Below are 25,650 nucleotides of genomic sequence, written 5' to 3'. Positions count from 1 at the left end.
TTTCAGACGAACCTTCGTGGGGTTGAAGCGACCTTCCCGAGGTCTTCGGCGACGGCTTCCCGCGCGTTTCAGACGAACCTTCGTGGGGTTGAAGCGCGAGGAGCAGCGGCCCGATGATCGGGAGCGCGTGTTTCAGACGAACCTTCGTGGGGTTGAAGCGCCGGTTCCGACGCTCCGGACGTCGATCCCTCCGGCGTGTTTCAGACGAACCTTCGTGGGGTTGAAGCGAGATCTCCCAGCTGCGGACGGGCGGCAACCAGCCGGTTTCAGACGAACCTTCGTGGGGTTGAAGCTGGCTGCGAGGGATGTCGACCAGCGACGCGTGTTCGAGTTTCAGACGAACCTTCGTGGGGTTGAAGCGAAGACACATGACACAGACAGCAAGCGGCGGCTACGGTTTCAGACGAACCTTCGTGGGGTTGAAGCTGGCTGCGAGGGATGTCGACCAGCGACGCGTGTTCGAGTTTCAGACGAACCTTCGTGGGGTTGAAGCGAAGACACATGACACAGACAGCAAGCGGCGGCTACGGTTTCAGACGAACCTTCGTGGGGTTGAAGCTCCGAGATCGACTCGTGGACGTCGGTCGTCTCGAACTGTTTCAGACGAACCTTCGTGGGGTTGAAGCTCGCTCGCCCCGCAGATACACCCGACTGATCGGATGGGTTTCAGACGAACCTTCGTGGGGTTGAAGCCGCTGACCGCGCCGTGTTCGTCGAGCGTCTCGCGTTTCAGACGAACCTTCGTGGGGTTGAAGCCAGGTCATCGACGAGAAAGGCCACGTCATCGAGACGAGTTTCAGACGAACCTTCGTGGGGTTGAAGCCGGCGCGGGGATGGGGATCCGGTTGACCGACGCGGGTTTCAGACGAACCTTCGTGGGGTTGAAGCGGCCCAAGCGGAGTCGGGGACATATTCGCTCGAGGGTTTCAGACGAACCTTCGTGGGGTTGAAGCCGCCGGACGACGACGAACCGCCCGACGACGACGAGTTTCAGACGAACCTTCGTGGGGTTGAAGCGGACACTGACGCCGGCGCGTCACTGTCGGCAGTCCTCGTTTCAGACGAACCTTCGTGGGGTTGAAGCTCGGGCGGCTCGAGCGACTTCGGTGACGACCAGGAAGTTTCAGACGAACCTTCGTGGGGTTGAAGCGGGTGCCGTCACGACGCCACCTCACGCCGCAGCCAGTTTCAGACGAACCTTCGTGGGGTTGAAGCAAGACGCACAGGCTGCGATGAACGGGATCCAGGCGTGTTTCAGACGAACCTTCGTGGGGTTGAAGCTCGGGGTAGGTGAACAGCGCCGTGCCCTCGGGCCACGTTTCAGACGAACCTTCGTGGGGTTGAAGCGACCGCGTGAGCATCGCTTCGGCGTCGCCCTCACCGCGTTTCAGACGAACCTTCGTGGGGTTGAAGCGCGTAGCCGTCGGCGTTCGCGACGGCGATGAACGAGAGTTTCAGACGAACCTTCGTGGGGTTGAAGCCAGCCGCAGCGGTTGCTGTCGAGGCGATCGTCGACGAGTTTCAGACGAACCTTCGTGGGGTTGAAGCACCCGGACCGCCTGCCGGGCCGAACTCCTCACCGGAGTTTCAGACGAACCTTCGTGGGGTTGAAGCCGGCGGTGGACATGGCTCACACCGGGCCGCACTCGTTTCAGACGAACCTTCGTGGGGTTGAAGCCGGCGGTGGACATGGCTCACACCGGGCCGCACTCGTTTCAGACGAACCTTCGTGGGGTTGAAGCCACAAGCTCGAGAACTACGGCGACGGCGAGGAGGAGAGTTTCAGACGAACCTTCGTGGGGTTGAAGCGAGTCCGTCCGGCCACACGTCGTCGAGGACGCCCGTGTTTCAGACGAACCTTCGTGGGGTTGAAGCTGGCGGGAGTGATGATGACGACGATGGGGGTAGCGAGTTTCAGACGAACCTTCGTGGGGTTGAAGCGCGAACGTCGCTGGGCTCCATCCGGCCTTTGCCGGTTTCAGACGAACCTTCGTGGGGTTGAAGCTACCGCGGGCACCAGCCCACCGAGGACTGGATCCAGGGTTTCAGACGAACCTTCGTGGGGTTGAAGCACGACCAACTCGTCGACGCGGTCGGTCCCTACGGGCGTTTCAGACGAACCTTCGTGGGGTTGAAGCCCCTGCCGGCAAACACGGGCCTGACCGTCGACGACGTGTTTCAGACGAACCTTCGTGGGGTTGAAGCCTCTCGCTGTCTAACGGCGCGCACTCTCGGCACGTAGTTTCAGACGAACCTTCGTGGGGTTGAAGCGCCTTCGAGACGCAGGGCGGGGTGATTCGGATCGCGTTTCAGACGAACCTTCGTGGGGTTGAAGAAACGGGAATAAAGCGCCTAAGTCGACGGGACTCGCGAGTTTCAGACGAACCCTCTGAGCGGTTGAAGCATGGTACTGATTATGGGTGCTATCGCCCTTGTGGTGTTTCAAACGAATCTTAGAGGTGTAGAGATTGAGGCGCGCCGAGTCAGGCGCGCCGACCACCTGTGTTTCTGCTGGAATCTGCCGAGCGAAGCGAGGCAGTGGTTTCCTAGTGTGGCTCCTTAGCCACACACCTAACGGAGAGGTGGGTACCCCACCTCGGAGTTAGGACGGTGCGGGAGACGGTGTAGTCGCTCAGGGAGCGAGAGATCGACGAACTGATCGCGAACACCGCCAGAAAAGAAGCAAAATAGTCCGCTAACTGACCGGATCGATAGTGATGCCTCTCACGAGGTGCCGCGCTAGCCGGGAGTCCCTAATGCGTCGGCAAAGCGACGGGGTTCGTATACGCGACCGTCGACGAGAGTGATCTTTGGCGCGAACTCGAACGCGAACTGCCGAAGGTCCTCACCCGTCACCTTCGACCACTGGCTCGCCCCACTCCGGAGGAGCCGACGCGCCTCAGCGAGGGAATCGGGCTGGAACCCGATGTCGAGCTCGTCAGGATCCACGCCTTTGGTGCGGCTAATCTCTCCGCCGTACCTGTCGAGCCACCGACTCCACGGGTCGTCGTCACCGCCGTGAGCCTCCGCTCTAGTGAGCCCGTCAAGCGCGTTCTCAAGACCGGACTTGATACTGTTCGACACCGCATCGATGTATCCCGTCAGTTCCTGGGCGATGTACTTCGATCCGATTTGAACCTCTCCGTAGGTATGATCCACGAGCGGCGAGAGCCGCTTGAGAGCGCGATAGACGGTGTCGAGGTGAACGCCGATGGAACGGGCCAACTCCTTCGGCGACGTCTCTCCGCCGTCTGTGAGCAGTGTCTCAACCAGCTCCGTGTCCGTCTCGTTCATTTGCGCCGCCGTCGCGAAGATTTGGTCGTCTTGTTTGGTCTCGATTCGCGGCAAACGGTCGCGAAGGATCTTCCGCCAGCGACGAGATCCGGTCACCTCGAAGTAGTCGTCGTCGACGAACATCTGGCCGTCCGGACGGGTCGGAATCCTCGACCAGTTGAGAACGTTCAACAGCGCCTCGTCGAGTTCCGTGACAAGCGTGTCGAGGTCCCTCCAGTACAGCGTGCCGTCGTGAATCGAGTGCTGGAAGGAGACGCCAATTTTCGGGTTTTCGAGATCTGTTCCCTCGACGGCGTCGGGGTTTCGCATGTGGTAGTGTTTGAACTCTTTCGCTAGCTCGTGGCTACCGACTAGCTCACCGGCACGCCGAGAATCGATGGTCGCGGTGTGATAGTGACCGGGACACTCCCGGTCGTCACGGACCGACTTCGTGTACCCTTCGCGGTCGCCGGCGAGTAACAAGGAGATCTCGTGAAGCGTCCCGTCGTACGCGATGACCTCACCAGTTTCTCCTTTGAGCACTCTAACGTACAGCTCTGCGTCGACGATATTCGAGGAATTGTGGAGCCGATCCTCATCGAAGTCGACTGGGTAGATGGGGGTCGGACTGTTAAATCGGAATCCCTGGCGCGTCGCGAGCGCATCGAGCGACTGCCGGAGCACCGTTGGGTACTGTTCGAAATCCCAGTAAGAGCCCTCAACCTCTACGTTGTACCCCTCCAAACCGGTGTCTGACATCGATTTGTTGCCCTCCTTCGTTTCGATATCCGGCCACCGAGGGGATATACGGAAGTAGGCACGTTTTCGCGCTTCCGACTTAGCGGCACCCCATGAATCGTATCCTTTCGGATACACGAATACAAGGTACTCTCGGACCTCTTCGAGTTGGAAATTCTCGGCGTCGCGTGGGGCAAGCCCGGAAGATTTGAATCCGAACTCGATGTTCCACTCACTCCCGTCGATTCCAGTGGTCGTTCTGAGCCGCCCGTGCTGCTCGAAGTCATGCTCCCCCTGGAGGGAGCGTAGGCCGAAGTACGATCGGAGTGGATTATCGAGGTGCTCACAGTTCCATTTGAGATAGGCGTGGAACTCGTGGGGTTGCGGGTCGATGAACGTACGGGCGAAGTGCTCGTCATCAGAGTCGGCCGCCTCGGTGGGTTCGTCAGTGTCGGTCGCATCCGACTCACTCCGTTCTTTGAGACGCTTCTCGGCTCGCTGGTACGCCTCACACGTCTTGAGATGGTGGGTCGGGTCATCGTCCCGGGTATGCGTCTCGCGGCAGTACCGACACTGTGAGACTGCTTCAGCGTCGCACCTGCCCTCGTGCCTCACCGCGATGCGGTGTTGTTTGAACTTACACCGACAGAATCGACATCTAGCAATATATCGGGGGTTAACAGTTCGTCGCCGTGGCTCCGTGGATGTAGTTGAGTTAGCTGTCGTATCCGCATCTGCCCGGAGTGCGTCCGCTTCCGTCTGCTCAACCGATGTTTCGATAGAGTCCTCTTGGTCGTCAGTGACCGCCTCGGCCTCGTTGAGCTGCCCGAAGAAGTCCTCCGGGTTGGTCACTGCGACCACCCCCAGACGGGAGCCAACTGAGGACGGAGCAGTCGCTCAGGGTCGAAAAAGAATTTAAAGGAGTGTAGATGTTCGTTACTCGTTGCCGAACATCTGGCGCATCATCGGATGCATCTCCATGAGCTGCTCCTCTGCGATCTCCTCGTACAGCTTGTACGTGATCGAGACCGCGAGCAGCAGCCCGGTACCGGAGACCTGCCCGATGGTGCCCAGCAGGTTCGCCATCACGGCGAGCAGCCCGACGAGCGCCCCGCCGATGACGGTCACCTGCGGGATGTACCGCTCCATCACCTTCTCTACGACCTGCGGGTTCCGCCGGAACCCCGGGATCTGCATCCCGGAGTTCTGGATCTGCTTCGCCGTCGCTTCCGGTCCCATGCCGGTGGTCTCGACCCAGAAGATCGCGAAGATCGCCCCGCCGACGACCATGAACGTGAGGTCGATGGCGAGCCGAACGGCGATCATCCACGGTTCAACCGACGCCGGGATCTCCCCGAGGAACCACATCCACTCGGTCCGCGACTGGATCGGGTTCAGGTAGTAGAACAGTCCCGAGAGGGGCTGTCCCTGGTCGCTATAGGTCCCGAGCCACGCCGGCATCCCCGCCCACTGCGAGGAGAGGATCTGTCCGAGGAACTGGACGTTCGCCTGAAGCGCGCGAACGAGGATCATCGGCAGGACGGACGCGTAGATGAGCTTCACCGGGAAGCGCCCCCGGGCACCCTTCACGCGGGCGTGTGACAGCGGGATCTCGACGCGGACCGACTCCGCGTACACGACGATCCCGAAGATGAACACCGTCGTGAAGAGCGCCAGAACGTTTCCGGGGTCGAAAAGCAGGTTCTGGAGGCCCTCGGCCGTGAACGGCGACAGCGAGACGGGAACGTCACCGAAGACGATCCCGTACCAGCTCGCGAAGAAGCCGGGCGCGCCGAGCGCCGAGAAGCTGAAGAACCCCCCGACGATCTGCTGGCTCACGGCGGCGATGATGAACAGCCCCACGCCGGAGCCGACGCCCCACTTGCTCACGATCTCGTCCATGAACAGGATGAGGAGACCGCCGACGAAGACCTGTGCGAAGATCAGTACCTCGACGCCGAACTCGCCGATCCCGAGCGCCTGTCCGACGGCCTGATCGGCTGGAAGGAACTCGCCGGTGAACACCATCGGAGCGGCCGTGAGGGCGGTGACGATGATCACGAGGAGCTTCTGAAGGCCCTGGTAGAGGACCTGGTCGCGCGGGTCGTCCGTGTCGAGCCCGAGCAGGTTCGCGCCGCCGAGCAGCTGTAAGACGATCGACGCCGTGACGATCGGACCGATACCGACCTGTAACAGCGAGCCCGACTCCCCGGCCAACACCGAGCGGAACTGTCCGAAGAAGTCGCTCCCCTGTTCGGCCGCCAGGCCGAACGGATTGATGTTGGTCAAAAAGAAGTAGACGAGCAGGATCCCCGCCGTCCACATGAGCTTGCGCCGGAACGGGACGTGACCCGCGGGTCGCTCCACGACGGGCATCCGCGAGAGCACCGGTTCGGCGACCTCCTTCCAACTCATTTACGCCTCGTCAGTCTCGTCGTCGGAAGTGTTTTCTGATCCGTCCGACGCCTCCTCGGCGCGCTCGGAGAGCGTCGCCTCGCCGCCGGCGGACTCGATCCCCTCGACCGCGCCGGCCGTGAACGCGTCGGCGGTGACGTGGAGCTCGTGGCGGACCTGTCCGCCGCCGAGCACCTTCACCACGTCCGCGTCGTGGCCGTCGTCGACGACGTCGCGGGCGTCGATGACGTACGCGTCGCCGTCCTCCTCGGCGAGGCCCTCCGCGGCGTACAGCGCCGCGTCCTCGTCGAGCTTCTGGGCTTTGACCTCGAGGACCTCGGTCCGTGAGTCCTCGGGGCGCTTGAAGCCGTATTTGCCGAGCGGTCCGTAGTTGTGGTACTCGTGTTTCGCGCGACCGGCGGCACCGCGGCCGCCGCGGTGACCGGCACCGCGCCGGTTCTTGTGCGTGCCGCCGCCGTGCGTCCGGGAGCCGCGCTGTCGGCGCTTCTTGTCGGTCATCGCATCGCCTCCAGGAGCGCGTCGATCTCCTCGGTGGAGTGGCGACCGAGTTCTCCGCCCTCCACGATCGGGTGTTTGATCCCGTCGTGACCGCCGCGCGGGGCGTGAAGACGGAGCGTCGGGGAGAGACCCTGCTCGCGCAGCGTCGTCTCTTCGGCGACGATCGCGTCCGAAAGCGCCGCCACGTCGTCGTAGTCGGTGTGTTCCGCGACCCACTCGTCGTCGACGTCGGCGTCGCCCTCGAGGGGCTCGCCGCGCCGCTCGATGGTGGCCGCCACCGTCTCGACGGTCGGCTCGCCGAAGGCGACGAGGTCGTTCACCTTCGTGATCATGCCGCGGTAGGAGTCGGTCTCCGGAACGAACGTCGCGTGGTTGACCCGTCCGACGTTCAGCATGTCGAGCGTGTCGACGACGCCCTCGTTCACGTTGACCTCACCGCGGAGCTGAACGATCGCCTGCATCACTCGCTCACCTCGTCGTAGTGGACCTGCCGTGCGTGCTGGGGCGTGCGGGACTGTGCCGCGTTCTCCAGCGCGTTGAACGTCGCCTTCGCGAGGTTCACCGTCGTTCGCGTGTTGCCGTCGGAGTTCGTCCAGGCGTCCTCGACGCCCGCGAGCTCGAGGATGTTCCGCACCGTCTCCGCGGCGGCCAGCCCGAGCCCCTGCGGGGCGGGCTTGATCTCCACGGTGACGGAGCCGGCCTTCCCCTTCGCCGTCCGGGTCAGCGAGTTCGTCCCGCCGGGCTGGTCCTCCCAGGACCCGGAGCCGCGGTCGACCTCGATGACGTTCAGCTTCGCGACGTCGATCGCCTTCTGGATCGCGCCGCCGACCTGGTCGTCCCGCGCCTGTGCGTAGCCGAGGTAACCGTCGCGGTTGCCCACCGCCACGACGCACCGGAACTTCACGCGCCGGCCGGAGTCGGTCATGCGCTGAACCATGTTGATGTCCAGCACCTCGTCTTCGAGCCCCGGAAGGAGCTGGTCGACTATCTCGGCCTCCTTCAGCGGGAGCCCGGAGTCGAGCGCCTGTTCCATCGACGTGACGTCGCCGTCCTGTACCTTGCGGCCGAGCCGCGTTCGCGGTTCCCAGCCGTCGTTGTGTCTACTCATGGTCCTCCTGTAGCTCGTCGAGCACGGAATCGAAGTGCTCGGGTAACTCGCCGGCGTCGAACTCCCCCGAATACAGCGGCTCGTCGAGCTGCTCGGCGTACGCGGCGATGTGCTCGCCTCGCGTGCGCGACCAGTCGGCCAGCACGTCGTCGTTGTGGGGGATCTCGAGGCCCGCGTCGATCGCTCCTTCCTGTACCGCGAACGTCTTGTTGCCGGGCGTCGCCGTGTTGAGCCCGATGTCGAGGACGGCCTCCTCGAGGCCCGCCTCGACCGCGCGAGCGCCCGCGAGGTACCCCGTGAGGTACGCGCTGGGGAGGTTGCCCGTCGGGGCGTCCCAGCCGTAGTCTGCGAGGTCCTCGCTGGAGGCGGCCGCGTGGGTCTCGTCGCCGTCGGGTCCGGGAGTAACCAGCTGCGCCCTGACGTGAGCGTTGCTCACCCGGGCGACCAGGCGAGGCTTGCCCGATTTCAGCAGGCGCAACCTCTGGTGGTAATCCGTCCGGACCTCTCGGCGGCGCCGCATCGGCACCTTGTATCGTGGTCCTGTCGCCATTATTCCGTCACCTCGTAGCCGTACTGCGTCCGGATGTACGCCTCCAGACGGGCGACGTCCTCGAACTCGCCCCCGCTCGCCTTGTTGTAAAGCGTGCGGTACTCCGACGAGTCGAGAACGTCCTCCTCGTCGCGGAGCTCCTTCAGGCGGGCGCGCTGTGCGCGGATCCGCGCCTTCCAGTCGTCCTTCGTGTTCTGTCGCGCGCCGGCCTTCCCCTTCCGGGAACCGGCACCCGTCTTGTGGCCGTACGAGCGCTTCTCCGCGCGCTCGCGGGCCCGACCGCGGGAGTTCGTCTTCGCGTCCTTCGCGCGGATCGTGCCCTGGTCGATGAGTTCGCGAACGTCCTCGCGGGTGATCGCGTCCTCGATCTCCTCTTGGGCGTCGGGGTCGAGCCAGACGCGGCCCTTGCCGACGTCAAGTTCGTCCGCCGCCAGCCGTTTCTGAGCCTTCAGGTCACTCATCGTCCACCTCCACCTCGACGTAGGTCGGGTTCAACACGCGAATTCCGCGCTCCTCCGCCTCGTCCTCGATCAGTTCGCGCTTGCGTCCGCCGACCTTCGAGGCGATACGGACCGCCTGCGTGTCGCCGTCGACGCCCTCGAGGTCGTCCGTGTTGTGGACACGGACCTCCTCGAAGCCGCTCGGGTGGAGGTCGCGCGACGCCGTCGGCGAACGGAACCCCGCCTCGACGACGGGGCCCTTCGCCTTCATGCGGCGGCGCTGCTTGGAGAGCCCGCCGCGCGGCTTGCGCCACGACGTCGGGATCCGCTTCTTCTTGTGGTAGTCCTGCCGGTTGAACTGCGGTTTCCCCTCGCGGTGCTTCTGTGCGAGCGCGCGAGCGGTCTCCTCGTCCAGCTCCGGCGTCTTGTCGGCGTGACCGCGGGGACGAAGCTCCGTTTCGACCTCGTCGTCGGAGTCGGCCGCCGCGGCCTCCTCCTCGTCGGTCTCGTCTTCGATCTCCGCTTCGGCCTCCTCGTCGACCTCCAGACCGCCGACGTCGGCTTTGATACGCGCGGCGAGCGCGTTGCCGACGCCGTCGACCTCGGAGAGCTCCGACTGGGAGGCGGCCTTCACGTCCTCTACCGTCTCGTAGCCGGCCGCTCGAAGCGCGTCTGCCTTCGAGGGACCGACGCCGCTGATGTCTTCGAGTTCCTCGGCCATGTCAGGCACCTCCGGTCGGCTTCTCGACGATGTACACGCCGTCCTGGAAGACGCGCGTGTCCTTGTCGGTCACCTTCGTCAGCTGTTCGATGTCGGCGGCGGTCTGGCCGACGGCCTCCTTGTCGGAGCCCGTGAGCGTCACCGTCTCGCCGTCTATCTGTACGTCCGTGTCCCCGCGGATCGGAGTGCGTCGCTGCGCCTTCTCGCCGAGGAAGTTCTCGATGACGACCTCGTCGCCGTCCACGCTGACCTGCATCGGGAAGTGGGCGTAGTACACCTCCATCGTGTACTCCCACCCCTCGGTCACGCCGTGGATCATGTTGGAGACGTGGCTCTCGAAGGTGCCGACCGTGGCGTTCGTCTTCGCGTCCTCGTTCTCCGTGGCGATGGCGACCGCACCGTCCTCGACCGACACGTCGACGTCGGGGTACCAGAGGCGTCGCGTGACGCTCCCGTTGGGACCCTCGACGGTGAGTTCGAGGTGGTCGGTCTCGGCGGAGACGTCGTCCGGGATCTCGATTTCGACTCTGTTCATTGTTAGTAGACGTATGCGATCACTTGGCCACCGATGCCCTCCTCGCGGGCCTCGTAGTGGCTCATGACGCCGTGGCTCGTCGTGACGATGAGCGTCCCGTAGTCACGGGCCGGGAGGTATCGCTTCTCCCACTTCTCGAAGTCGTTCGCGCCCGCCGAGTAGCGGGGCTTGACGGCGCCACATTCGTTGATCGCGCCTTTCAGTTCGACCTCGAACTTCCCGGCTTTCCCGTCGTCGACGTACTCGAAGCCGTCGACGTACCCGCGGTCGTAGAGGACCTCGAGGACGGAGCCGATGATGTTCGAAGCGGGCTCTACCGTGTACGACAGGTGGCCAACGCTCTCGGCGTTGTCCACGCCTGCGAGTGCGTTGGCGAATGGATCGTTTCCTGTCATGATCAGCTGTACTTCTCGAATCCCATGTCTCGAGCGACCTCGCGGAAGCACTGTCGGCAGAGGTTGATGTCGTACTTCCCGACTAACCCCTGCTCGCGGCCGCACCGCCGGCATTCGTGCTGCTGGCCGGTGCGTTTCGCCGCGTGCTCGCCCGTCTCGTTGTTCGCTTCGCTCATTCCGTTACCTCAACGTCGAAGTTCGTTTCGAGGAACGCGATGGCGTCCTCGGCGGTCATCCGATGGCTCGACGGGATCGAGCGGGTCACCTTGTCGCGCTTGGCGACGCGGTAGCCCGGTCGGACGATGGTCGTCGTCACGTCGAGCCCGTAGATGCCGATGTTCGGGTCGTACTCCTGGCTCGGGAAGTCGGTGTGGTCCTCGACCCCGAAGCTCAGGTTCCCCGTGTCGTCGAACTGTCGAGCCGAAACGTCGACCAGTTCGAGCGCCGTCTCGAGGAACTCGTGGGCGTCGTCGCCGCGCAGCGTCACCTTGACGCCGATCGGGTCGCCCTTGCGGATCCCGAACTCGGCGATGGTGCGCTTCGCGGTCGTCCGGACCGACTGCTGGCCCGTGACCTCCTCGATGATGTTCTCGGCGTCCGCGAGCGGCTCGCCGCCCTGGCCGACGCCCATGTGGACGACGACCTTCTCGACGGACGGCTCGCGCATCTCGTGGGACGCGCTCTCCGCGTCACTCATCGTCCTCACCCGCCTCGTCGGCGTCGTCGGACCCGGTCGCGCCGTCGTCGTCGGTGAAGTTCTCGTCGATGACGACCACGTACTCCTCGACCGTCTCGTAGCGGTCCTCGCCGTCGCCGACGACGACCGTGTTGGAGCCGGATCCGAGCGTGACGTCGATCGTCTCTATCTCGCCGATCCGACCGGCGTGCTGGCCGGCGATGGCGGTGACGAGCGCGCCCTCCTCGTACTCGAAGTGGGCGACGACCTCCTTGGACTCGTTGTCGACGACGATCGAGTCCTTGGTGTCGTACTCGGTGTCGGCGTCCACACGGACGTTCGTTCCGTCGTGGAGCGTCAGCTGGGCGTCCCCGCCGGGGACGACCGTCTTGTTCGCCACCTTTCCGAGTCGACTCCCCGCGGACTCCTCGTCGACGGGCGTCAGCGCGAGCCGACCACCCTCGTCGGGGAACACACGGAAGTACTCCCCGCGGACGGGGAACGCCAGGATGTCGAACATCCCGATCGGCCGCTGTTCGTCCGACACCGCGTCCCCGTTCACGAGGACCGAGTCGTTGTTCAGCGCGTAGCGCGCCTCCTTCGTCGAGTCGACGTAGCCGAGCACGTCCCGCAGCAGGACGACGAGCGGGACGCCAGCCTCGCCGTGAGGGCCTGCGCCGGCCTTCACGGTGAACGTCTGGGTCTTCCGCTCGACCGGCCAGGAGTTCGGTACCGCCAGTCGTTTCTGATGTCGAGTCATTCGTTGTCCTCCTGGAGCCGCGCCTCGCGGCGGTCGTCCGAGAGGTCCAGATCCGTCACGCGGACGTTGCTCGCCGGGATCGGTCGGGGAGCCTCTTCCCCGTCCGCTCGCTCGACGGTGACGTCCTCGACGGTGATCCGCTCGGCGGAGAGGTCCACCGAGAGGACCTCGCCTTCGGTGCCCGCGGCGTCGCCGCGGAGCACCTCGACGGTGTCGCCCGCGTTGACGCGGACGTTCCGCTGGCCGTACTCCTCGCGGAGCTCGGGCGTGAGCGGGGATCGGACCTTCCGTTGCCGCTCGTGAAGCGACGCGGTCTCCGACCGTTTTCGTTGTTTGCGTGGCTGTTTCGTCATGGTTACACGATCATCGTCGCGGTGGACGCGATGCTCCCGTAGCGCTCGGCGACCTCGCGGGCGACGGGGCCCTTGATCTCCGTGCCCCGCGGCTCGTCGAGGTCGTCGATGATCACGGCCGCGTTGTCCTCGAACTTCACGCGCGTGCCGTCGGGACGGCGGATCGACTTGCGCTGGCGGACGACGACCGCCTCCAGCACCTGCCGCCGCATCTCGGGCGTTCCCTTCGTGACCGAGACGGTCACCTTGTCGCCGATACCTGCCTTCGGGTGGCGGTTCTTCGTGCCGGAGTAGCCGGCGACGGAGATCACCTTCAGCTCACGCGCGCCGGTGTTGTCGGCACACGTGATGAGGGAACCCTTCGAGAGCCCCTGTGTGACGTCGGCTTTGAGCGCCTCCATCACGCATCACCCGTCAGGTTCTCGACGACGACGTGGGACTTCGTCTTCGAGAGCGGTCGCGTCTCCGCGATCGTCACTTCGTCACCGACTTCGAGCGAGTCGAGCACGCCCGGCACGTGTGCCGGGATGCGCGACCGACGCTTCATGTACCGATCGTATTTCGGTACGAACACGTCGTATTCTCGCTCGACGATGACGGTCTTTTCCATATCCGTCGACACGACCGTCCCCTCTCGGAGCTGGCCGCGGACGGGAAGCTGCCCGTAGAACGGGCACTTCTCGTAGTCGTAATCCTCCGGGTCGTCTGGCTCCGGAGGCATGGGTACGTCTATTCCTATCGCCATTGTGAGACACCTCGTTCGGTGCGTTCGGCGGGCCGGTCCCGCAGCCGCGTGCCATCCACCGTTACGTAGACCGCGTCTTTGCACTCGCCTCGCCGGCTCGCCGGACCCCCATCGTCACCGTCGACGACGCGTGTGGACCCGGACGGGCCGGACTGACGGGGGCGGACCCCCGCAGTATCCGACCCGAGTTGGGACGTGGACCCCGACGACTGGCCGTCGTCGGCGGCTTCATCTGTGCGTGCGGTCGCCGTCTCGACGACCGCGAACTCAAAGGTCGTGCCCGATTTGGGCACCCGCTTGTCCCCCGATCCGGTTCGCACCACGAGGGTGCGTTCCGTCTCGAACAGCACCCGACCGGCGATCCCGACGTGGGCGTCGCTGTCGGCGTCGGCCACCCGAACCGGGAGGCCGACGAGTTCGTGCCGTACGAGCGTTTCGGGGGATATCATCGTTCGTTACTCGTCGTCGAAGTCGCCTTCTTCCGCCTGGATCGTCTTGATCCGGGCGATCGTCTTCTTCAGTTCGTTCACCCGGCCGGGGCTTTCGGGCATCCCGCCGGCCGCCTGCTGTGCCTTCGTGTTGAGCAGCTCGGTCTCGAGCTCCTCGAGTTCGACCTCCCGCTCTGCGGCGGTCATGTCGCGGATCTCGTCGGTGTAGAGGATCGCCATGTTACTCGTCCTCCTCGGCTTCCTCGTCGGCCTCTTCCATCTCGGCGACCAGGTCGGCCGCCTCCGATTCGATCTCCTCGTCGAGCTCGTCCGGCTCGTCGTCGACGTCGCCCGTCTCGACGGGCTCCTCCGCGGGAGCGTCCGTCGCCCCGGTCGCGGTCTCGCCGGTCTCCTCGACGACCTCCTCGACGATCTCCTCGTCGATGACGTCCGCCGGATCGTCGTCCGGAACGTCGACGTCGTCGTCGGCCCCGACCTCCGGGACCTCCTCGGGCTCCTCCTCTAAGAGCGCCTCGACGCCCTCGTCGGCGGCCGCGTCGGCCTGGTCGACTTCGGGGACCTCGGCGTCCTCGCGGACGTCGAAGTCGTCGGGCAGCTTCGCGCCCGGCGGGATGATCTTGACGTTGACGCCGATGGTGCCGAGCTTCATCACGGCGACGCCCTTGCCGTGGTCGACGACCTCCTGGGCCGGCTCGCCGTTGTGTTTGATGTAGCCGCGGTTGAACTTCTCCACGCGCGAGCGGGCGCCGGTGACCTTCCCGCTCAACACGATCTCGGCGCCGAGCGCGCCGGCGTCCATGATGCGGTCGATCGTGGTGTGGCCCGCCTTCCGGAAGTACCAGCCCCGTTCGAGGGCGTTCGCGAGCCGGTCCGCGACGATCTGGGCGTTCAGGTCGGGCTCGTCGACCTCCTGAACGTCGATCTGCGGGTCGTCCATGTCGAAGCGGTCCTCCAGCTCGGTGGTGATCTTGCGGATGTTCTTCCCGCCCTTCCCGATCACCATGCCGGGCTTCTCCGCTTTCAGGACGATCTGCGTGCCCATCGGCGTTTTGGCGACGTCCATGCCGCCGTAGCCGGCTCGGCCGAGCTCGTCCGCGAAGAACTCGTTGATCTGTGAACGGCGAAGGCCGTCCTCGATGAATTGGTGTTCGTCAGCCATTAGTTCTCAGCCTCCGGCTCCTCGATGATCAGTTCGACGTCCGCGAGCGTGGTGTTCCACTGGGTCGCCCCCGCCGCGCGCGGGTTCCGACCCGGTCGCTCGCCGACCTTGTGGGGAGCGACGTGTTTGATCACCATCTCGTCGCCGTCGAACCCCTGCTCGTCGGCGTTGTGCTTGACGTTCTCCAGGAGCTTGAGGAAGTCCTTGGCGGCCTTCGCGGGATACCGTCCCGCGTCCCAGCCGTCGATGTCCGAGCGGTGGCCCGCGCCGGCGCTGTGCTGGCGCATCGGCACCGAGGTCTCCTCGTCGATGACCTCCTGGAGGTACGCCTCGGCGTCGGCGACCGTCTCGCCTTTGATCTCCCGGGAGATCTCCTTGCTGTCCTTCACGCTGATGGGCCGGTCGCGGAGCATCCCCTTGGCGGTGGTCTCCGGGTCGGCCTCGACGCTGTAGTTGATTCCCATGGGTTACTTGAGGGGCACGAACTTCGAGGACCGGGTCGCGCCGATGCCGGCCTGGCCGTGTTCGACGGTGCTTCGGGTCTGGTGGAACTCGCCCAGGTAGTGTCCGATCATCTCGGGTTCGACCTGAACGCGCTCGAAGCTGTGTCCGTTGTACACGGAGAAGGTGACGCCGACGAACTCCGGAAGGATCGGCATGTCGCGCAGATGCGTCCGGATCGGGTCGTCGGCGGTCGTCTCCTTGTCACGGCTTCGGGCCTTCTCGAGAAGCTTCTCCTTCTCGACGCTCAGGCCTCGCGTGATGCTTCGCCGCTGTCGTGCGGGGAGCAGTTCCGCGACCTCCTCTACGTCCATCTCCTGCAGCTCGTCGAGCGAGTGACCGCGGTAGGCGAACTCCTCGCCCTCGCGGCCGGTGCGGTATTCGGAACTCATTTGTTGCTACCTCGTCCGGTCCGTTTGGATGCGATGTCCCCGACCTTGCGTCCCGGCGGGGCGTCCCGCGAGACCGACTTCGGCTGACCGGGGTGTTGGCGGCCACCCCCACCGAAGGGGTGGTCGACGGCGTTCATCGCGACGCCGCGAACGCGCGGGTACTTCGTCCCGCGCGCCTGCATCTTGTGGTACTTGTTTCCGGCCTTGACGAAGGGCTTCTCCGTCCGTCCGCCGCCCGCGACCACGCCGATCGTGGCGCGACACTGCGGGTCGAGCCGTTTCACTTCCCCGCTGGGAAGCTGGACGACCGCGACGTCGCGGTCGTGAGTGAGAAGCGTCGCCGAGACGCCCGAGGCGCGGGCGAACTTCCCGCCGTCGCCGCGGTTGCTCTCGACGTTACACACGGGGACCCCCTCGGGGATCTCCGCGAGCGGGAGCGTGTTCCCGGGTTTGATCTCCGCCGAGACGCCGACCTGGATCGTCTCGCCCACACGAACGCCCTCCGGCGCGAGCACGAGTCGACGGTCGTCGTCGTCGAACTCGACCTCCGCGAGCGGCGCGGAACGCGCCGGGTCGTGTTCGATCCCGACGATCTCGCCGGTGATCAGGTCCGTGTCCTCGAGCGTCTTGTGCGACAGTTCCGCCTTGTAGCGGTGGGAGGGGGCCCGGAACGTCGGGCCGCCGCGTCCTCGCCGCTGTCCTTGGATTCGTCGTCCCATCGTCAGAACACCCCGATCCGGGAGGCGATGTCGGTCGCGTCGTCCTCCGCGGAGAGCGTGACCGTCGCCTTCTTCTTGCCCTTCGACGTCACCTGCGTGTTCACGTCGACGACGGTGACCTCGTATCGCTCGGAGATCTCGTCGCGGATCTCCGGTTTGGTCGCGTCGATGTCGACTAAGAACAGCAGCTTGTTCTTGAAGTCCATCTCGTTCATCGCCTGCTCGGTCACGAGCGGGTGTTCGATGAGCGAGCTCATCGGTCGGCCACCTCCTCGATCGCCGACTCGGTCCACAGCGTGAGCCGACCCGGGTGCGCGCCGGGCGCGAGGTCCTCCGCGTTGACCTCGCCGGCGGTCGCGACGTCGACGCCCGCGAGATTGCGGGCGGCGCGCGACGGCTCCTCGCTCGTCACGACGAGCACGGACTTCGGCTGGCTGTACTTGCGGCCGCGGGTCTTCCCGCGACCCGCGCGGACGGAGCGTCCCTCGTCGGCGCGCTCGACGTCGGCGTCGACGCCGACCGCCTCGAGCACTCCCAGGGCCTCCTGGGTCTTCTGTAGGTCCTCGAACTCGTCGCTCACGACGAGCGGGAGGTCGAGGTCGTCGTCGAAGGCGTGACCGCGCTCGGCGACGAGCTCGGCGTCGGCGGTGGCCGCGACGGCCGACCGGATGGCGAGCTGTCGCTCCTTGTCGTTCAGTTTCTTCGTCTGGTCCTTCTCGGCCTTCGGGGGGTGTGCGGCGCGGCCCGAAACCGCGTGCGGGACGCGGCGGGCGACGTTCTCGGAGCGCGGGACGTGAGCGAGCCCGCGCCCGGAGCCGAACGACTCCGCGGGGGTCCGCAGTCCGGCGAACTCGTCGGCCCCGTAGGCCTGTTTCCGGTTGGCCTGTGCGGCGCTGACCGCCCGACCGATGAGGTCCGGTCGGAACGCGGTCTCGAAGATCGCCGGCAGCTCGACGCTGCCCGCGTCCCCGCCGTCCAGGTCGTGTACTGTTGCGTTCATGGATTATCCCTGGTTGGATGCGGTGGATACGTACCGGACCTCGGGGTCGAGGCGCGGCTGGTCGTTCGGCCGGATGGCCGGGCGGAATCGCAGCAGGCGCTTGTCCGGCCCCGGCAGCGAGCCCTTGACCAGCGCGTACTCGCCGTCGACCTCGCCGTAGTTGACGAAGCCGCCGTCGACGGAGGCGTCGTCGCCCTCGCCGAAGTCGATGAGGCGCTTGTTGAGCTCGGTGCGCTGGTGGTAGCCGGTCTGGCCCTGCTGGGGAACGGTGGAGCGCACGCGGGAGGGGTTCCACGGACCGAGGTTGCCGATCCGACGCCGCCATCCCTGGCGGGCGTGTTTGCCCTTCCGCTTCTGGACGCCCCAGCGTTTGACGGGACCCTGCGTCCCCTTCCCCTTCGTGACGCCGGAGACGTCGGTGTACTGTCCGGCGCGGAAGACGTCGCCGAACTCGTGGGCGCCGCCGTCGGCGACGAGCTCGAGTGCGAAGTCGGCGCGCTCCTCGAGGGAGCCGCCGCCGACGCGCGTCTCCATCACGTCGGGCTTCTTCTTCGGCACGTTCGCGAGCTCCGAGGGGGTGGTGTGGGTGATGACGCGGACGTCGTCGACCACGTCGTCCTCGAGCAGCCGCTCGAGTTCCGCCTCGTCCTCCTCGAAGGTGTCCTCCGCCGGGAGGTCGAGGGCGCGGTCGAGCTCCTCGTGGAACTCGGTCGCCCATACCTCGACTACCGGCTTCTGTCCGTACGGCGTGTCCTCGTAGGCTCGCACGGCGACGGCGTGCATCGGCGGCGTCTCCACCACCGTGACGGGGACGGACTCCTCCATCCCCTCACGCGGCGAGTCCGCCTCGTCGTTGACCATCATGACGTGGGTCATCCCGGCCTTGTAGCCGGCGAATCCCTGCAGTGCGGGTGCACCGTCGTCGTCTGGCCACGAGCGAATGCGCGGTACCTCGCTGTCCGCGCGGGTGCGTGGGCCGTAGCCCAGCGAGCCTTTTCGTGGTCGGCTTGGTTGTGGCATGTGTTTACTCCGTGAGTGTGAGCGAGCCGAGGGTCGCGAACAGAGCCTCCTCCGTTCGGACTACCCCGCTGCCCTGTGCCGGGATCGTGTTCAGCCAGAGGTCGAACCCCGGATCGGGTTCGACTCGGCGGCCGTCCGTGACGGCCGCCCGGATGTCCTCGGGCGAGAGCCCGAGCATCTCCGGAAGCCCCCGCTCCGGCGCGCCGAAGGCGACGGTGTATCCGCCGGCCTCCCGCGCGTCGGCGACGAGTCCGCCGAGCCGCGAGACGGAGAGTTCCTCCCCGTGTCGCGACGTGGCGACGGCGAGTCCGTCGCCGGCGAGCGCTTCCGACAGGTCCGCTTCCACGACCTGGAAGCCCGCCTCGGGCTTCCCGGTGATGCGGGCGCGGACCGGTTCTCTCGAAGAGACCCTGATGGTGACGCGCTCCCCCTGCTCGACCTCCATTCCGGAGGGAACGAGCAGGGAGATCGGGTGTTCCCCCAGCGGGGAATTGACCCGGACGCGGCCTTCAGGTCCGACCTCGGTCACGAGTCCCTGTGTTGTCGACTCGTCCCCGTTCGGGGGCGAGCCGGTCCGCCACGGCACGCGCAGCGGCGGCAGCACGCCGACGTACCGGAGCTCGTCGCGCTCGCCCCAGAGGTCCTTTCGGAGCTCCGGGGGCGTCGCGGCGTACCCCAGCACGGCACGGACGTACTCCCCGCCCCGGCGTCGTTCGCCTTCCCCGTCGGGGAAGACGACGAGCCGGTCCGCCCGGAACACCGCCGCCGCACGGGCGACGTAGCCGAGTTTGCGAGTCGCCTCGCGACCGTCCTCGGCTTCCCGGACGACCGAAGACGGGACACAGATCGTGAGTCCGTCTTCGGTGCGCATCGTGGCGAGACTGTACTCCTGATTCCGGACGACGGACTAAAAGGATAGCGGTCCGGTTTCGGGACTGTGGGGCGTTCACACGGGCCTATCCGGGAGTTTCGGGATCGCGCCCGTCGCCGCTTCGCCCTAGTCGAACCCGCTCACCAGCGTGACGACCCACTGCGCGGGGTCGCGCTCGGCGCGGACCTCGACCCGGGTCACCCACTTCACCCACTGGAACCCCCGGCGACCGGGGGCGACGAGCCGCACGGGCCCGCCGTGGCCGTGCGTGAGCCGGTCGCCGCCGACGTGCGTCGCGATGAGGGCGTCCTCGGCCTCCTCGAGGGGAAGGCTCCAGCGGTACCCCGTGACGGAGACGAACCGGACGTACGCCGGTTCCGGGGCGTCGGGGGCGCCACCGCTCTCCAGCCCACCCGCCGCCTCGATCAGGTCGCCGACCCGAGTCCCGCTCCACTCCTGGACCGTGTACCAGCCGCTCGTACAGTCGAGCAGCGCCGACACCTCGTCGCCGGCGAGTTCGTCCGCGGCGAACTCCCGTGGTTCCCCGACGAGCCCGGTCACGCCGAGCCGATAGATCGCCCGGTCGATCGGGTCCGGGTCGTCGGCGACCCAGGAGGTCACCGGGAAGGCGTCGTTGCCCTCGCCCTCCCGCGGCTGTGACCCCGTGAACCGCCGGTCCGTGCCGGGCGTCGAGAGCAGCGCGTTCGTTCCCTGCTGGAGGCGGTAGACGATCGCGCCCGCGATCAACAGCGCTCCGTACTGGACCGCGGTCCGCCGTCCCTCGAAGTCGACGCGTCGCGGCGGACGGAATCGAGTCGCGGCGTGAAACGCCACCAGCGGGACGAGCAGCAGGCCGAAGCCGACGTGGATCGACAACAGCGTCCAGTAGGAGACCCGAACGTCGACCCCGACCACCCAGAGGATCCCGGTCGAGACCGTTCCGACCGCGGCGACGAGCGTCAGAACCGACAGCGCGGTCGAGCGTCGCCACAGACTCCGGTCGAACAGCCTGTGTCGCACCCGAGCCAGCTTCCAGCCGAGCAGGACGACGATCGCGAGCCCGAGCGATCGATGGAGCCAGAAGAGCGGCCAGCCGTCGGGCGTCCCGACCGTGAACGAGACGAGCCCGGTGGCCGTCTCCGCGAGGACGACGACGAGAAGCGACCAGTCGACGACCCGTGGCGGCGGCTCGAGCCGGTCGAGGACCGCCGCGATGTCGTCACGGCTACCCATGGTATCCCTTCGGGACGAACACACATGAGGATTGGCGGGGATCCCCTCGGCGAGCGGTGGCGGTTCCGACCCGGGGAGGCGGACGAGGATCGCTCACTCCGCGAGGAGGTACCGGAACGCACGGAGGTGGTTCTCGCCGCTCTCAGTGAGCGAGACGTACTGGTACTTCGAGTGTTTCTCGATCTCGATGAACCCCCGCTCCCGGAGCGGCTCCACGACCCGGGTGTTGAGCCGGCGGTAATACCCCCGATCGGGGTTCTGGACCCCCTCGGTCTCGTAGCGCGCGACGAACGGGAGCCCCTCCCGCCGCCCGTAGTCGATGAGGTCGCGTTTCGTGACGGGCTGGGAGTCGGCGACGTGGTCGAGGACCGCGACGTGTTCGCGCTCCGGCTCCTCGATGTGATACTTCGGAAGCGTCTCCGGGGGCTTCGCGCCCGACGCGACCGGGCGCTCCTCTCCGCCCGCGTACGTCTCCGCGCGCACGTAGTACGGCACGGCCCCGGTCACCATACAGGCGATCATCCCGCCGATCGCCGTCACCTTCGATCCGGCCGCCAGGTTGACGTAGACGCTGTGCTCGCGGAAGCGGTTGGACACCTCCGCGATCGTTCCCAGCGAGCTGTACAGGTTGAAGATGTCACACTCGATCGTCTCGATCCGAACGCCGGCGTCCCGGAGTCGTTCCCGGACGTTCTCGTGGTACGTCGGGCTGTCGACTCCCTCGTCGTCGGGGCTCGGTTCGAGGAGAAGGACCTCGTCGGCGTCGGCGTCGATCACCGGTTCCACGATGCGGTCCTCCTCGTACCCGAGGGGAACGATGTGGATGCGCCTCGGCACGTCCAGATCGGTCATGTCTGCCGACTTCGTCCGACGAGTATTGATTGTTGTGCCGATCCAGTCGATTGTGTCGATTATGTCGACATAATACCTATCCACCCGCGTCCCGTCCCTTCCGAGAGCCGATGCTCGTTTCAACGAGAGTGAACGGTCTCGCGGTCGAGTGGTCCCTCCCCGACGGCGTCTCCTCCCCCGCCGATGACCTCCACGTCCTCGATCGAGGCGTATCGTCCTTCGATCGAACGCTCACGGACGGTCGACGATGACGCTCGAACGGCTCTCTCCGCCGCCGAGCGAGTCCGATCTCGACCGGGATCGACGAACGGTCCCGCTCGATCGATCCGACGGGCTCCTCGAGGTTCTCGCCTCGGAGACCGCTCGTGAGGTGATCGCCGTCGTCCGCGAGTCGCCGTCGACGCCCTCCGAGATCGCCGACGAACTCGACGTCTCGCTTCAGGCGGTCACGTACCACTTGCGCCGACTCCAGCGCGTCGATCTCCTCACGCCGGTCGGGGTTCGGTACTCGAAGAAGGGACGGGAGATGAACCTGTACGACCTCTCGACCGAGTCAGTGACGGTCGCTCTCACGGAGCCACGAATGTGACAAGTTTAAGTGTCCCACCGGCGGAGTGTTCGTTGCGAAGCACGCACCGGTAGTGTAGTGGTATCACGCAACCTTGCCATGGTTGCAACCCGAGTTCAAATCTCGGCCGGTGCATTTCTCGAACGAAGTGAGAGAAATCATCGAGTGATTTGAACGCTATCAGTCGCGCGCAGCGAACGGAGTGAGCGAGCACGTCTGATTCCGAGTTCAAATCTCGGCCGGTGCACTTTCTCGCTGCGCTCGAAAGTCCACCGGCCTGACTCCCGCTCGTTTCACTCGCGGGAGTCTCGGCCGGTGCGTTTCCCGAATTGAAGTGAATCTACCTCCGTGACTGCCCCGCACCTCACGCCTCCCCAGCCTCGGCCTCGGTGACCCGCCGAAACCGCTGGCGGGTCCCCTCGACCTCCCTCGCGCGGGCTGACTCGCGGGCTGCGAGCCCGCTCGTAGGCGCGCGCCGGATCGAGTTCGCCGTCGACTGGTCGTCATCATCGCTCGGCCGTCGATCGCGTCACCACGGCCCGTCGTAGTTCACCCGGGGACGGTCGACGTCGACCCCCAGGTCGCGCAGCGTCGCGGTCGCGTTCTCGACCGGCGCGGGCGCGGGTCGATCGAGCGCGTCGGTCGTCGCCTCGGCGAACCGGACCCGCCAGTCGCCGTCGAGGACGAGGGTCGCGCGGCGCGGAACGTGTGAGTGGCCTTCCCACGAGTCGGCGAGCAGGTCGTACGAGTCGGCGATCCCGCCGTGGAAGTCCGAGACGACCGGGAACGGGAGGTCGAAGCGGTCGACGTAGGCGAATCCCGAATACAGCGAGTCACCGGTGAGCGCGACGACGGCCAGGTCCTCGCGGTCGTGCCAGCCGGCGTCGCGGACCGCGGCGAACGCCGCCGTGCTCGTCGGGACGAAGCTCGCCGGCGCGAACGACAGAACGACCGCGCGGTGCGACTGCACGAGCCGGTACAACGCGAGTTCGGTCGCCCGGCCGTCCGCGACCGCCGGCGCGGCGAAGTCGGGGGCTTTGACGCCGACGTCGATCATGAGACGTTCGACTCGCGGACGTCGTATAAAACCACCATCGACGGACGTTCCCGCCGGCCCGGCCGGGAGATCACGGTCCGAACGTCAACGACATCTCGGCGTTGCTCTGGAGTCCGAACATCGAGACGCCGGTTCCCCCGCTGACGCTCCACTCTTCGAGATTGGTGTGCGAGGAGACCAGGTTCCACAGCTTCGCCGACACCGACGAGATGATCCCTTTGAGCCAGCCGAACAGGTTCTTGAGCCTACTCCCCACACTAGCGGCGACGGACGAGCGCAACATCGTGAGCCGCTGGGAACAGAGCTGCGTCGCGTAGGCAGCCTCCTGGGTGGATACGGTCCCGTCATCACTATCCGACCCTTCGATTTCGTCAAACGCTTGTTCGAGGAGTCTGAGCGATCCGACGAACTGATTCTCGCGTTCCCGAACGGTTTCTCGCTCCCGTTTAGTATCGTGATACTCTCCCAGCTCTCGAGCTATTCGATCTTTCAGGTCCGTTCTCGAACGACTCTCCCCCCGATCGTCCGCTGAGATCGGATATCTCTCCACGAGTTCACTCCCTTCTAACGATCCATCCGAGAGGACGATCATCACGTCCTGAAGTTCTTCCCTCGACGCTTCGACGAACGCGTTTCGGTACTCCTCCCGGAGTTCGTCGCTCCACTCGCCGCCGTCATCATCAGTTTCTTCTCCACCCATGGGTCCCTATGGGGGCTCGAGATCCCAAAATGTTAGCGAGTCACAACACCGTCCCGTGTTTCTTCTCGGGGAGGTCCTTGCTCACGTCCTCGTAGAAGTCGAACCGGGCGGCCAACTGGGCGCGGAGGTCCGAGGGCGGGACGATCTCGTCGATGACGACCTCGCTCGCCATCCGGTGGATATCGATCTCCTCGCGGTACTCCTCGCGGAGGCGCTTTTCCGCTTCGGCCCGCTCCTCGTCGTCGTCGATCTCGGCGAGCTTCCGGGCGTAGACCGCGTTGATCGCGGCCTCCGGCCCCATGATCGCGATCTCGCCGGAGGGGAGCCCGACCGTGCTCTCGGGGTCGTAGGCGGGCCCGCCCATCGCGTAGATGCCCGCGCCGTACGCCTTCCGGACGACGACGGTCTGTTTCGGCACCGTCGCGGAGGAGGTCGCGTATATCAGCTTCTTCCCCTTCTCCAGAATGCCGTCCCTCTCCACCTGGCTCCCGGCCATGAACCCGGGCGTGTCACAGAGATAGAGCAGGGGGATCTCGTAGGCGTCACACGTCCAGACGAACTCCGCGGCCTTCTCCGCGGCGTCCGGGAAGATCGCCCCCGACCGCTCCGTCGGCTGGTTGGCGACGACGCCGACGGGCCGCCCGTCGATCCGACAGAACGCGGTGACGATCTCGGGACCGTACCCCTCCTTCAGCTCGAAGACGGACTCGGCGTCCGCGATCCGGTCGAGGAGGTCTCGCACGTCGTACGGGCGGGTCGGCGACTCGGGGATCAGCCCGTCGATCCCGTCCGGCGAGTACTTCGGCGGCTTCGTCTCCGCGCGCGGCGGCTTCTCGCCGGCCCGGTCCGGAAGGTAGCCGATCAGGTCGGCGACGAGTTCGCGGGCGTGTTCCTCGTCCTCGGCGACGAGATCCGCGGAACCGGACTCCTCGGCGTGGACCCGCGGCCCGCCCAACGCCTCCAGGTCGATGTCCTCGCCGGTGACCATCTCGACCATCCGCGGCGAGGCGATCGCCATCGCGGACGCCCCCTCGACCATCACGGTGAAGTCGGCGAAGACGGGGGTGTAGGCCGCCCCGGCGATGCAGGGACCGTAGAGCACGCAGACCTGCGGGACCGCCCCCGAGAGCATCGAGTGGTTGTAGTAGTACTTCCCGATCCCCTCGCGGTTGGCGAAGAAGCCGGACTGCTGGTCGATCCGTCCCCCCGAGGAGTCCATCAGGTAGAGCACGGGGTTGCCCGTCTTCAGCGCACGCTGTTGCATCCGGAGGAACTTCTCGACGCCCCTCGCCGCCATCGACCCCGCCTTCACGGTGAAGTCGTTGGCCATGAAGTGGACGTCGCGACCCTCGAACTCGGCACCCCCCGTCAGGAGGCCGTCCGCCGGGAGGCGGTCGGCATCGTCGGTGTCGTCGCCGTCTCCCCCGTCAGCGCCCTCGGAACCTCCTCCGTCGTCCTCGCCGTCCCCGCCCCGCCCGGGCGCGTTCGGATGCCACTCGTCGAAGGCGGCGAACGTCCCGTCCTCGAAGCGGATCCCGGCGGGGTTTCCGTCGGACGCGCTCGCGTCGCCCGCGCCGCGGGTCCCTCCCTCGCCGCCGAACCAGAGGTCGAGCCGGTCGCGCACGAACAGCTTCCCCTGCTCCGCGAGCCGGTCGCGGTACTTCGCGGGACCGCCCCGGCGAACGTCCTCGATCTCCGCCCACAGGTCGCGCTCGCGGTCGGTGGGGCCGAGGTCGTCCTCGAGCGGGTAGGTCGTTTCCGGGGGGTCGGCGCTCGCCGCGGGAGCGTCGTCGTCCCCGACGTGGACGTCGACGGCGACCCCGAGGTGCGCCGCGAGCGACCGGGCGATCGCCTCCGCCTCCTCGGGCGTCGCCGTCGACCCGACGTGGACCTTCATGGTGGCGGGACTCCCGGACGCTCCA

At 66.2% G+C, this 25,650-nt stretch carries 32 protein-coding genes, 1 tRNA gene and 1 CRISPR repeat array; of the genes, 2 read left to right on the top strand and 31 right to left on the bottom strand.

Going from position 1 to position 25,650, the window contains the following annotated elements:
- Positions 1-65: 65 nt before the first annotated feature.
- Positions 66-2,336: direct repeats of the CRISPR family, unit length 30 nt; unit sequence GTTTCAGACGAACCTTCGTGGGGTTGAAGC.
- Positions 2,337-2,739: 403 nt separating this feature from the next.
- From EAO78_RS13415 to EAO78_RS13280, 28 genes are all read right to left on the bottom strand, one after another.
- Positions 2,740-4,863 carry a DUF7845 domain-containing protein gene (locus EAO78_RS13415; RefSeq protein ID WP_136516510.1) on the bottom strand — a complete coding sequence of 708 codons (2,124 nt, stop codon included), beginning with the start codon at positions 4,861-4,863 and terminating at the stop codon, positions 2,740-2,742.
- Between the two features lie 84 nt (positions 4,864-4,947).
- Positions 4,948-6,426, bottom strand: a complete 1,479-nt coding sequence (secY, locus tag EAO78_RS13410) for a preprotein translocase subunit SecY (protein WP_122106345.1) — start codon at positions 6,424-6,426, stop codon at positions 4,948-4,950.
- Entirely contained in the window at positions 6,427-6,924 is a 498-nt protein-coding gene (locus EAO78_RS13405) for an uL15m family ribosomal protein (protein ID WP_122106344.1), read from the bottom strand.
- Positions 6,921-7,385 carry a 50S ribosomal protein L30 gene (locus EAO78_RS13400; RefSeq protein WP_122106343.1) on the bottom strand — a complete coding sequence of 155 codons (465 nt, stop codon included), beginning with the start codon at positions 7,383-7,385 and terminating at the stop codon, positions 6,921-6,923. Before EAO78_RS13400 ends, EAO78_RS13405 begins: the two co-directional genes overlap by 4 nt.
- Positions 7,385-8,032 carry a 30S ribosomal protein S5 gene (locus EAO78_RS13395; protein ID WP_122106342.1) on the bottom strand — a complete coding sequence of 216 codons (648 nt, stop codon included), beginning with the start codon at positions 8,030-8,032 and terminating at the stop codon, positions 7,385-7,387. The genes EAO78_RS13400 and EAO78_RS13395 overlap by 1 nt, the downstream gene beginning before the upstream one ends.
- A complete protein-coding gene (locus EAO78_RS13390) occupies positions 8,025-8,582 on the bottom strand; it encodes a 50S ribosomal protein L18 (RefSeq protein WP_122106341.1) in 558 nt (185 codons plus the stop codon). The genes EAO78_RS13395 and EAO78_RS13390 overlap by 8 nt, the downstream gene beginning before the upstream one ends.
- Positions 8,582-9,043, bottom strand: a complete 462-nt coding sequence (locus tag EAO78_RS13385) for a 50S ribosomal protein L19e (protein WP_122106340.1) — start codon at positions 9,041-9,043, stop codon at positions 8,582-8,584. Before EAO78_RS13385 ends, EAO78_RS13390 begins: the two co-directional genes overlap by 1 nt.
- Positions 9,036-9,743, bottom strand: a complete 708-nt coding sequence (locus EAO78_RS13380; RefSeq protein ID WP_122106339.1) for a 50S ribosomal protein L32e — start codon at positions 9,741-9,743, stop codon at positions 9,036-9,038. Before EAO78_RS13380 ends, EAO78_RS13385 begins: the two co-directional genes overlap by 8 nt.
- Before the next feature lies 1 nt (position 9,744).
- On the bottom strand, positions 9,745-10,278 hold the full coding sequence (locus EAO78_RS13375; protein WP_122106338.1) for a 50S ribosomal protein L6: 534 nt from the start codon (positions 10,276-10,278) through the stop codon (positions 9,745-9,747).
- 2 nt (positions 10,279-10,280) lie between these two features.
- Complete coding sequence (locus EAO78_RS13370; protein ID WP_122106337.1) at positions 10,281-10,673, bottom strand: 30S ribosomal protein S8; 393 nt, start codon at positions 10,671-10,673, stop codon at positions 10,281-10,283.
- A gap of 2 nt (positions 10,674-10,675) precedes the next feature.
- A complete protein-coding gene (locus EAO78_RS13365; RefSeq protein ID WP_066413547.1) occupies positions 10,676-10,849 on the bottom strand; it encodes a 30S ribosomal protein S14 in 174 nt (57 codons plus the stop codon).
- Positions 10,846-11,370: a 50S ribosomal protein L5 gene (locus EAO78_RS13360; RefSeq protein ID WP_122106336.1), complete on the bottom strand. Its 525-nt coding sequence runs from the start codon at positions 11,368-11,370 to the stop codon at positions 10,846-10,848. The genes EAO78_RS13365 and EAO78_RS13360 overlap by 4 nt, the downstream gene beginning before the upstream one ends.
- Positions 11,363-12,109 (bottom strand): 30S ribosomal protein S4e, encoded by a 747-nt coding sequence (locus EAO78_RS13355; protein WP_122106335.1) that lies wholly within the window; start codon positions 12,107-12,109, stop codon positions 11,363-11,365. The genes EAO78_RS13360 and EAO78_RS13355 overlap by 8 nt, the downstream gene beginning before the upstream one ends.
- Positions 12,106-12,462: a 50S ribosomal protein L24 gene (gene rplX, locus EAO78_RS13350; RefSeq protein WP_122106334.1), complete on the bottom strand. Its 357-nt coding sequence runs from the start codon at positions 12,460-12,462 to the stop codon at positions 12,106-12,108. The genes EAO78_RS13355 and rplX overlap by 4 nt, the downstream gene beginning before the upstream one ends.
- Before the next feature lie 2 nt (positions 12,463-12,464).
- Complete coding sequence (locus EAO78_RS13345) at positions 12,465-12,863, bottom strand: 50S ribosomal protein L14 (protein ID WP_122106333.1); 399 nt, start codon at positions 12,861-12,863, stop codon at positions 12,465-12,467.
- Positions 12,863-13,207: a 30S ribosomal protein S17 gene (locus EAO78_RS13340; protein WP_122106332.1), complete on the bottom strand. Its 345-nt coding sequence runs from the start codon at positions 13,205-13,207 to the stop codon at positions 12,863-12,865. The genes EAO78_RS13345 and EAO78_RS13340 overlap by 1 nt, the downstream gene beginning before the upstream one ends.
- A complete protein-coding gene (locus EAO78_RS13335) occupies positions 13,198-13,656 on the bottom strand; it encodes a ribonuclease P protein component 1 (protein WP_122106331.1) in 459 nt (152 codons plus the stop codon). Before EAO78_RS13335 ends, EAO78_RS13340 begins: the two co-directional genes overlap by 10 nt.
- Positions 13,657-13,662: 6 nt before the next feature.
- A complete protein-coding gene (rpmC, locus tag EAO78_RS13330; protein WP_066413526.1) occupies positions 13,663-13,875 on the bottom strand; it encodes a 50S ribosomal protein L29 in 213 nt (70 codons plus the stop codon).
- 1 nt (position 13,876) lies between these two features.
- A complete protein-coding gene (locus EAO78_RS13325) occupies positions 13,877-14,815 on the bottom strand; it encodes a 30S ribosomal protein S3 (RefSeq protein ID WP_122106330.1) in 939 nt (312 codons plus the stop codon).
- Positions 14,815-15,279, bottom strand: coding sequence for a 50S ribosomal protein L22 (locus EAO78_RS13320; RefSeq protein WP_122106329.1), 465 nt, complete (start codon positions 15,277-15,279; stop codon positions 14,815-14,817). The genes EAO78_RS13325 and EAO78_RS13320 overlap by 1 nt, the downstream gene beginning before the upstream one ends.
- Before the next feature lie 3 nt (positions 15,280-15,282).
- Positions 15,283-15,708, bottom strand: a complete 426-nt coding sequence (locus tag EAO78_RS13315) for a 30S ribosomal protein S19 (RefSeq protein ID WP_122106328.1) — start codon at positions 15,706-15,708, stop codon at positions 15,283-15,285.
- The gene (locus EAO78_RS13310) at positions 15,705-16,427 is read right to left on the bottom strand and encodes a 50S ribosomal protein L2 (RefSeq protein ID WP_122106327.1); all 723 of its coding nucleotides are present in this window, start codon (positions 16,425-16,427) and stop codon (positions 15,705-15,707) included. The genes EAO78_RS13315 and EAO78_RS13310 overlap by 4 nt, the downstream gene beginning before the upstream one ends.
- Before the next feature lie 2 nt (positions 16,428-16,429).
- Positions 16,430-16,684, bottom strand: coding sequence for a 50S ribosomal protein L23 (locus EAO78_RS13305; RefSeq protein WP_122106326.1), 255 nt, complete (start codon positions 16,682-16,684; stop codon positions 16,430-16,432).
- Positions 16,681-17,427 carry a 50S ribosomal protein L4 gene (rpl4p, locus tag EAO78_RS13300; RefSeq protein ID WP_122106325.1) on the bottom strand — a complete coding sequence of 249 codons (747 nt, stop codon included), beginning with the start codon at positions 17,425-17,427 and terminating at the stop codon, positions 16,681-16,683. The genes EAO78_RS13305 and rpl4p overlap by 4 nt, the downstream gene beginning before the upstream one ends.
- 3 nt (positions 17,428-17,430) lie before the next feature.
- Positions 17,431-18,447, bottom strand: a complete 1,017-nt coding sequence (locus EAO78_RS13295; protein ID WP_122106324.1) for a 50S ribosomal protein L3 — start codon at positions 18,445-18,447, stop codon at positions 17,431-17,433.
- 4 nt (positions 18,448-18,451) lie between these two features.
- Complete coding sequence (locus EAO78_RS13290; RefSeq protein WP_122106323.1) at positions 18,452-19,318, bottom strand: putative RNA uridine N3 methyltransferase; 867 nt, start codon at positions 19,316-19,318, stop codon at positions 18,452-18,454.
- 126 nt (positions 19,319-19,444) lie between these two features.
- Positions 19,445-20,551 carry a molybdopterin-dependent oxidoreductase gene (locus EAO78_RS13285; protein ID WP_122106322.1) on the bottom strand — a complete coding sequence of 369 codons (1,107 nt, stop codon included), beginning with the start codon at positions 20,549-20,551 and terminating at the stop codon, positions 19,445-19,447.
- Between the two features lie 93 nt (positions 20,552-20,644).
- Positions 20,645-21,403, bottom strand: coding sequence for an HFX_2341 family transcriptional regulator domain-containing protein (locus tag EAO78_RS13280; RefSeq protein ID WP_122106321.1), 759 nt, complete (start codon positions 21,401-21,403; stop codon positions 20,645-20,647).
- A gap of 247 nt (positions 21,404-21,650) precedes the next feature.
- On the opposite strand from EAO78_RS13280, the gene EAO78_RS13275 reads away from it, so the two are divergent.
- Positions 21,651-21,992, top strand: a complete 342-nt coding sequence (locus EAO78_RS13275) for an ArsR/SmtB family transcription factor (RefSeq protein WP_122106320.1) — start codon at positions 21,651-21,653, stop codon at positions 21,990-21,992.
- A 43-nt stretch (positions 21,993-22,035) separates the two neighbouring features.
- Positions 22,036-22,106: transfer RNA gene (locus EAO78_RS13270), tRNA-Gly, on the top strand.
- A gap of 394 nt (positions 22,107-22,500) precedes the next feature.
- Here the strand turns inward: EAO78_RS13270 and EAO78_RS13265 are convergent.
- The 3 genes from EAO78_RS13265 to EAO78_RS13255 form a co-directional block, all read right to left on the bottom strand.
- Entirely contained in the window at positions 22,501-23,028 is a 528-nt protein-coding gene (locus EAO78_RS13265; protein WP_122106319.1) for a redoxin domain-containing protein, read from the bottom strand.
- Between the two features lie 70 nt (positions 23,029-23,098).
- Positions 23,099-23,620, bottom strand: a complete 522-nt coding sequence (locus EAO78_RS13260) for a hypothetical protein (protein ID WP_203227886.1) — start codon at positions 23,618-23,620, stop codon at positions 23,099-23,101.
- Positions 23,621-23,768: 148 nt separating this feature from the next.
- Complete coding sequence (locus tag EAO78_RS13255) at positions 23,769-25,625, bottom strand: acyl-CoA carboxylase subunit beta (RefSeq protein WP_122106317.1); 1,857 nt, start codon at positions 25,623-25,625, stop codon at positions 23,769-23,771.
- Positions 25,626-25,650 lie beyond the last annotated feature (25 nt).

Origin of the sequence: Halobellus captivus (genome assembly GCF_003697845.1) — an archaeon.
GTDB classification, from domain to species: Archaea; Halobacteriota; Halobacteria; order Halobacteriales; family Haloferacaceae; genus Halorubrum; species Halorubrum glutamatedens.
The sequence above is the reverse complement of the archived record's forward strand: the minus strand, read 5'-3'. Positions and strand labels throughout refer to the sequence as shown.